Source organism: Paenibacillus hemerocallicola, assembly GCF_006265175.1.
GTDB lineage: Bacteria > Bacillota > Bacilli > Paenibacillales > NBRC-103111 > Paenibacillus_AB > Paenibacillus_AB hemerocallicola.
This window is the reverse complement of sequence record NZ_VDCQ01000006.1, coordinates 1-6,063: the sequence shown is the minus strand read 5'-3', so window position 1 is coordinate 6,063 and position 6,063 is coordinate 1. Positions and strand designations below refer to the sequence as shown.

The 6,063-nt window shown below is 52.1% G+C and carries 11 protein-coding genes; 4 read left to right on the top strand and 7 right to left on the bottom strand.

Features of this window, described 5'->3' with window-relative positions:
- A partial coding sequence (locus FE784_RS05870; RefSeq protein WP_218103752.1) for a hypothetical protein occupies window positions 1–350 on the top strand: 350 nt, incomplete at its 5' end.
- Between the two features lie 77 nt (window positions 351–427).
- Window positions 428–625, top strand: a complete 198-nt coding sequence (locus FE784_RS05865; RefSeq protein WP_139601211.1) for a hypothetical protein — start codon at window positions 428–430, stop codon at window positions 623–625.
- Window positions 626–683: 58 nt separating this feature from the next.
- On the opposite strand, the gene FE784_RS05860 is transcribed toward FE784_RS05865, so the two are convergent.
- Window positions 684–1,079, bottom strand: coding sequence for a hypothetical protein (locus tag FE784_RS05860; RefSeq protein ID WP_139601210.1), 396 nt, complete (start codon window positions 1,077–1,079; stop codon window positions 684–686).
- Window positions 1,080–1,156: 77 nt separating this feature from the next.
- A complete protein-coding gene (locus tag FE784_RS05855; protein WP_139601209.1) occupies window positions 1,157–1,405 on the bottom strand; it encodes a hypothetical protein in 249 nt (82 codons plus the stop codon).
- Between the two features lie 173 nt (window positions 1,406–1,578).
- On the opposite strand from FE784_RS05855, the gene FE784_RS05850 reads away from it, so the two are divergent.
- Window positions 1,579–1,761, top strand: coding sequence for a hypothetical protein (locus FE784_RS05850; RefSeq protein WP_139601208.1), 183 nt, complete (start codon window positions 1,579–1,581; stop codon window positions 1,759–1,761).
- Window positions 1,762–1,912: 151 nt separating this feature from the next.
- Entirely contained in the window at window positions 1,913–2,824 is a 912-nt protein-coding gene (locus FE784_RS05845; protein ID WP_139601207.1) for an S-layer homology domain-containing protein, read from the top strand.
- A 61-nt stretch (window positions 2,825–2,885) separates the two neighbouring features.
- On the opposite strand, the gene FE784_RS05840 is transcribed toward FE784_RS05845, so the two are convergent.
- The 5 genes from FE784_RS05840 to FE784_RS40685 form a co-directional block, all read right to left on the bottom strand.
- Window positions 2,886–3,674 carry an anti-sigma factor gene (locus tag FE784_RS05840; RefSeq protein WP_139601383.1) on the bottom strand — a complete coding sequence of 263 codons (789 nt, stop codon included), beginning with the start codon at window positions 3,672–3,674 and terminating at the stop codon, window positions 2,886–2,888.
- A complete protein-coding gene (locus tag FE784_RS05835) occupies window positions 3,671–4,240 on the bottom strand; it encodes an RNA polymerase sigma factor (protein WP_139601206.1) in 570 nt (189 codons plus the stop codon). Before FE784_RS05835 ends, FE784_RS05840 begins: the two co-directional genes overlap by 4 nt.
- 156 nt (window positions 4,241–4,396) lie before the next feature.
- Window positions 4,397–4,864 carry a hypothetical protein gene (locus tag FE784_RS05830; RefSeq protein WP_139601205.1) on the bottom strand — a complete coding sequence of 156 codons (468 nt, stop codon included), beginning with the start codon at window positions 4,862–4,864 and terminating at the stop codon, window positions 4,397–4,399.
- 30 nt (window positions 4,865–4,894) lie between these two features.
- Window positions 4,895–5,362, bottom strand: a complete 468-nt coding sequence (locus FE784_RS05825) for an SRPBCC family protein (protein WP_139601204.1) — start codon at window positions 5,360–5,362, stop codon at window positions 4,895–4,897.
- A gap of 163 nt (window positions 5,363–5,525) precedes the next feature.
- A partial coding sequence (locus FE784_RS40685; RefSeq protein WP_176705990.1) for an immunoglobulin-like domain-containing protein occupies window positions 5,526–6,063 on the bottom strand: 538 nt, incomplete at its 5' end.

The following is a 6,063-nucleotide window of genomic DNA, read 5'->3' as shown; positions in this document are numbered from 1 at the left end:
TCGGTTGGGGCGGACAGCATGGCGGATGGCAAGGCGGACATGGCGGCTGGGACGGTCAGCACGGCGGTTGGCAAGGCGGACATGGCGGCGGTTGGGGCGGACAGCATGGCGGATGGCAAGGCGGGCATGGCGGCTGGGACGGACAGCACGGCGGTTGGCAAGGCGGACATGGCGGCTGGGACGGTCAGCACGGCGGTTGGCAAGGCGGACATGGCGGCTGGGATGGTCAGCACGGCGGTCAGCACGGCGGTCACCATGACGGACATGGCGGCTGGAGCGGACAGCATGGCGGCTCCCAAAGCGGCGGGCACCGCATCCCGATAAATACGCCGGAACCCCAAACGTATTGAGGTAAAGATTGTCTTGCCCTTCATTTTTTGATCATTATTTCATAAAATAGAGAGAGAATGAAGCGCAGGAGGTTGACATGCTGAGACTTTTGTACGAATACATCTATGTGAACATGTGGCTGCTCATGTTTTTGACGTTTATGTGGGCCAACGACGGCTACATTTCATTTTTCGAAAGCTGCCTGCTCATCGTCATTTCGATTTCCGGCATAGCCTTTGTATCCAAAAAACAGCTGCGCAATCCCGAAAACCGCCGTTTCCGAGATTTGCTGTAGTTGCAACATTTGCATTGTAAAAGCCCCGGAATCCGGGGCTTTTCATGGGATTAATCGATTATGTACGAATCAAGTATACGAGTAGTCCGTAGACGATCTCCAATTCCTTTTGGGAAATCCCCAATGCTTCCGCTTGCTCCTTGTAAGAGGCGTTCGGCATATCCGACAGAACCCGCGTCAGTCCGGTCACGACGCCATAGTGCGTCCGTTCCAGGTCCGAATGAATGACCTTGTACGAGTTGGAGCCGGTCTTCTCCACCAAACCCAACCCGATCAGCTTCTCGATTCTCTCCTTGGCGGCCGGAATGGAAGTATTCAAAACGGCTGCCATTTCTTTGGCGGACAAGCTGCTGATTCCTTCGTCGTTTTGCTTCGCTCTCAATAAGAAGATCAAATCATGGGCTTGCTCCGCAAACTCATTCAACTTGCCTGCTATGTTTTCCGATACGATCATCCGATTCACTCTGCTCCAATATCATTTTGCTTATGCGATATACCGATCTTAAGCATACCATACAGGCAAAGCGACGTTCAATCGAGAACGAGCTCAATCCCCGCCACGTCCGGGAAATCCACCCAGCAATATTCCTCCGCATTCTCGATCTTGATTCTTTTCCGCTCCTTGTCCAGCTTCGTGATGCGTCCCTGGATCGTCTGGTGCTCCAGATCGCCCTTGACGGTCACGATAGCCACCTTCTCCGTAAACATGGCCACGGCCAAGGAACGAATATTTTCCTCATGCTGCCGATCCGCGCTGCATTCGACCGAAATTTTATCCATAAGAACAGCCCTCCAGAACAGAACGTTTGTTCCTATATTATACGAAATGCAAGTCCGGAACGTCAACTCCGAATCATTCTTGCAAAAATACCCGGTCTTGATGAATAGTTCCGCCCCCTTCCGGTGACTCTAGGGGTATTCATCAGCAACTTTGCCGAATAGGAGTGTGTTCCTTGTCCACAATCGATGAATATGCATATACCGATTTCAATGAAAATCCATCACTGATCAATGAAATCGTACGACTCGAGGAGCGATTGAAACGGGAAACCGGACAATCCGTTACCTTGATCGCCTACTCTCTAACCGATGCCGCCTCCGATTCTGGAACGTGCAGAGCCGGTCTGAACGATTAATTCGTCGGATAAAAAACGCCAGACTGACGGGCTGAAAAGCTCGTCTCCGTAAATAAAAAACAGAAAGGTGCAACTTTTTCCTGCCAGGCCTCGTTTGTAAGGTTGGAACGATCGATCGCAATCCCAATCTCAACTAAGCGGGTGATAAGAAATGAGAAAACGTTTGACAATCGCGATGGCTGCCGTACTGGCGCTGCTCATGATGCTCGGAGGCTCCGTATATGCATTCACCGACACTACAGGCGATCCGAATGAAGCGCAAATCGCCGCCCTTCAGAAAGCGGGTATCGTTAATGGAGTGACGGAACAGATTTTCGCGCCGAAAGGAACCGTGACTATGGCTCAAGCGGTCGCCATGCTCGTCAAAGCGTTCGATTTGAATATCGATCACATCCGATTTATCAAAGAACCGAAAGCAAGCGATACATTTACGAATGTGCCGGATGACGCTTGGTACGCCAAATCGTTTCTGTATGCCTCGTTGAATGGAGTGCCGATTCCCAAAGATGCGGATCCGATGCAGAAGCTGACGAAGGAACAATATGCAGACCTGCTGTTTCACGCCTTGATCGCTAAAGGCGATTATGCGTTCGTGAAAATGTACGTCGTCCTGAAGGACGAGCAGGAAGTGACGAAAGCATACATGAACAGCATCCAGAACTTGCTTCTCGGGAAAATGACCGAGCTCGACAACGGATACTTTTATCCGAAAAAAGAAATTACCCGCAGCGAAGCGGCGCGTATGCTTCATGCGGCCATCCAATTTTCCAAGCAGCACGAGCCTTTGCCGAAGCCGCCTGCCCAGCAAGCGGATATTAAGCTGAACGTAACGAAGGTCAACGACGAAGTAAACAAGGTGACGCTTGTATGGGCGGACAGACCGAATCCGGGCTACGGCATTTCCGTATCGGCCATCGAGTTCGGAGAAGACGGCAATGCCGTAATCACTTACGTGCTGCATGAGCCGGACCCGAACAAATTTTATCCGCAGGTCATCTCCGAAGCCAAGGTCGACACGTTCATCGCCTCTTCGTATACCCCGGTGCTGAACAATCCGAAATAAATACTGGACATAAAAAGGACTCCCGGTGAACGATGCCGGTAGTCCTTCTTTTATTGCCGCATTAATTGCCAAGCACTTTCTTGCCTCGAGGTTGCGTACCGCGGGAATCCGGCTCGAGGGTGATTCCGATCGTGTCAAACTCCGCGTCTCTCCGCGGCAAATCGTACACGAGCACTCCATTGCCTTTCGGATCGACCCAGAACGTCCCGGCATTTTGCCGTTTGCCGTCATGGATCAGCCATACCTGGTACGCTTCGTCATTGCTCGTCGTGGCCAATCCGCTCGTATTCAGCACAAGCTTCTTTTTGTTTCCTTGACAGACGATCCAGCCGGTGCCTTGCGCCTCGTTCACGTTGTTATCGGCCGCGTTGAGCACATATGTTTGTTCGACATAGAGCGGCTGCTCGACCGCATTGACAACGAACGATTCTTCTCCGTGCGATGCATAGAACCATACGCATACGGCCAGAAAAACGGCCGCGACCGTCGTCCCCCAAGCATATTTCCGTCTATGGCGCTTCCTGGCGGGTTGCGGGTATCCGGCTTCCGGTGCGGGAACAAGCGGTTGATTCGGCTCGGCTGCGGATGCCGGCTCTTTGGATGGTCCCTTCCGCTCCGCTCCGAAAATGGACTTCATCACTTCTTCCTTCAGCCCGTCCGGAGGTTCCGAGCTGTCCATAACACCCGGCAAGCTGTTCCACACTTCGAGCATTTCATTCCACTGCCTGGAGCAAGATGGACATTCGGCCAAATGGCGTTCAAACGCCTTGCGCTCGGCAGCTGTTGCCTCGCCTATCAAACAATCGAATAAATAGTCGCAAGGATGTCCGTTTTTCGTCTCCATGGTCATGTCCCCTCCTCCTGCGTGGTCAAATGCTTGCGCAGTACCTTCAACGATTGATGAAGCCGGCTCTTGATCGTACCGAGCGGCTCGTTATTCATTTCAGCGATTTCGCTTAATGTATAGCCTTCCCAATACACCCGCTCGATCAGCTTGATCTGATTGTCGGACAATAAATGATAAGCATCCCGTATTTGCTCGCGCACCCACAGCCTCGTAACCTTTGCCTCCGGCGTATTCAGGCTGTCGTCCGGTATTTTGACCCATTGGTCCGGTTCGATCGCCACGATTGACTCATGCTTGCGCTGATTGCGGGCATAATCGATCGTCATGTTGCGGGTCACGGTAATCAGCCAATTGACGAATTGCCCTTTATCCGGATTATATCCTTTCTCCGTCGTCCATAATCGCGTGAATACCAATTGCACGATTTCTTTGGCCGCCTGCTCGCTCCGAACCGATTTCAAGGCAAACGAATAGACCAGCTTGACATAACGGTCGTACAATTGCTCGAAGGCGTCCCGATCCCGTCCGCGAATGAGCCGCATCAGTTCTCCATCCGTTGCTTTTTGCATGTATCCGGTACTCCCCGGCCGTTTCCGACGACCTTATCCAAGTAAACGTAACCGTTGCAAAAACAGTTCATTCTTATCATGCAATATCTGAAGTTTTTTCGCAAGAACAAAGCCCCCGGGTGGCTATAGGCGCACACAGGGTCGTAACAATATCGGTCATTCCCGGTCTTCTGCCAGAACCCCTTTGTCGATGAGACGTTTGAATCTCCAATGCCTGTACCCAAAGAACAAGTAGGCTCCGACAAATGTAGGCCAAGTGAGCAAGCCGTTTCTTACGTCCAGCTCATCGCGAAAGATGGTCTTATCGTTGGAATCCACGACAACCTTCATCGTGTGCCTCCATGATCGGATTAGAAGTCCGGTTTCCCGGGTCTTCACGGATCGGCTGTGCTCGTCGATCGCCACGAATGTAATACTATGATGTCCCAACGGCACCACTCCGAATGCCCGCATCGCCAATTTATACGACTTCCCCTCGGCCCAGTTTGCCGGCAGGCCTTTATGGTCCATGCTTTCAAAGGTCATCAGCGGAGCGGCCACTTGCCGAAAGATGCGGGTATCGCTCAAGTAACGCCATAGCTCCTCGGGCGAAGAATTCATTACGGATTGCATCTCGAATCTCATCGTAACACCGTCCCAGGGTAACTTTCTCCATTATTTCGGCAGCTCCTGCTCCCCTTCGGCAACCTGCTTGATATACCTATTACGCTCAAGCAAAAACCGGCGCATATAGGCTTCGAGGAACAGCTTATCGGCCGCCCTCCCCAGCCAGCCTAAAGGCGAAACGTAGTCGAACGTATCTTTCATCATCGTCTGTCCGTCCGCTTCGCCGAATTCGTGCCGATGCACGAACGACCGGAAGGCGCCCTTCACCATTTCGTCTACGAAATAGGAAGGTTCACTATATTCGGTTATGCGCACCGTCAATCGCTGCCTCACTCCCAAATGAACGGCTTCCCAAGTGACCGTTTCCCCCAGGCGGATCAGGCCGCTCGTGACGCCCGCAACGGCTCTCTCCCGGGATTTGGCTGTAGACTGCATATGAATATCGATACTGCGCGATAAATCGAAGCACCGCTGAATAGGCGCCCTGATTGTTAATTCCGTATAAATAATCGGCATGGGGACCGCCTTCCTCATTGTAGCGTTCGCATTACTATTATATTTTTGGGACAAAGGAAACACAATTCCGGCGGGTTGCAAAAAACCTCTTCGAAAGATTCCCGACGTTCGCCGATGAATCTCCAAAGAGGCTTTAACGAAACGTATGATGTTCGGTTTGAACCTACGAATTTACTCCTCCTGAGGCTGCGTGGAGAGGCAAGTCAAAACCTATCGGCGCAGCCGAAATCCTGACTATTATGATGACGGTGACCGAACCGCCCCTACCGTCGCTGACGGTCACCCAAAGAAAGGGAAGGCCGGCTGACACCGCTCGAATGCTTAGCGAGTTTGCTTGTTTCACGACCTGAATTGCAGCTGAACTCGTAATACCGGTAATTGTCAGTTCGTCCCCGTCGGGATCAGTCGCCAAAGCGGAGTATGGAATCTCATATACCGCTCCTCCGACCGTCAGATCAATTTGCGGTATAATCGAAGCGATTGGCTTGCTATTGGCACTCGCTTGCGCCTTCACCGTCAAAACAAACGATCGGGTGTCCGAGTACCCGTTCAAACTGACTTGAGCCATCAACGTAACGACTGCATCTGGCTGGCCCGCTGCCGGCCTGGCGACTTCGCCGGTCCCCGGATCAACGATCTTTGGTTTGTCGGACGTCCATGCAATGGAGTCTACGAGGCTGCTCGTCGTCCGCAGCGTCAAT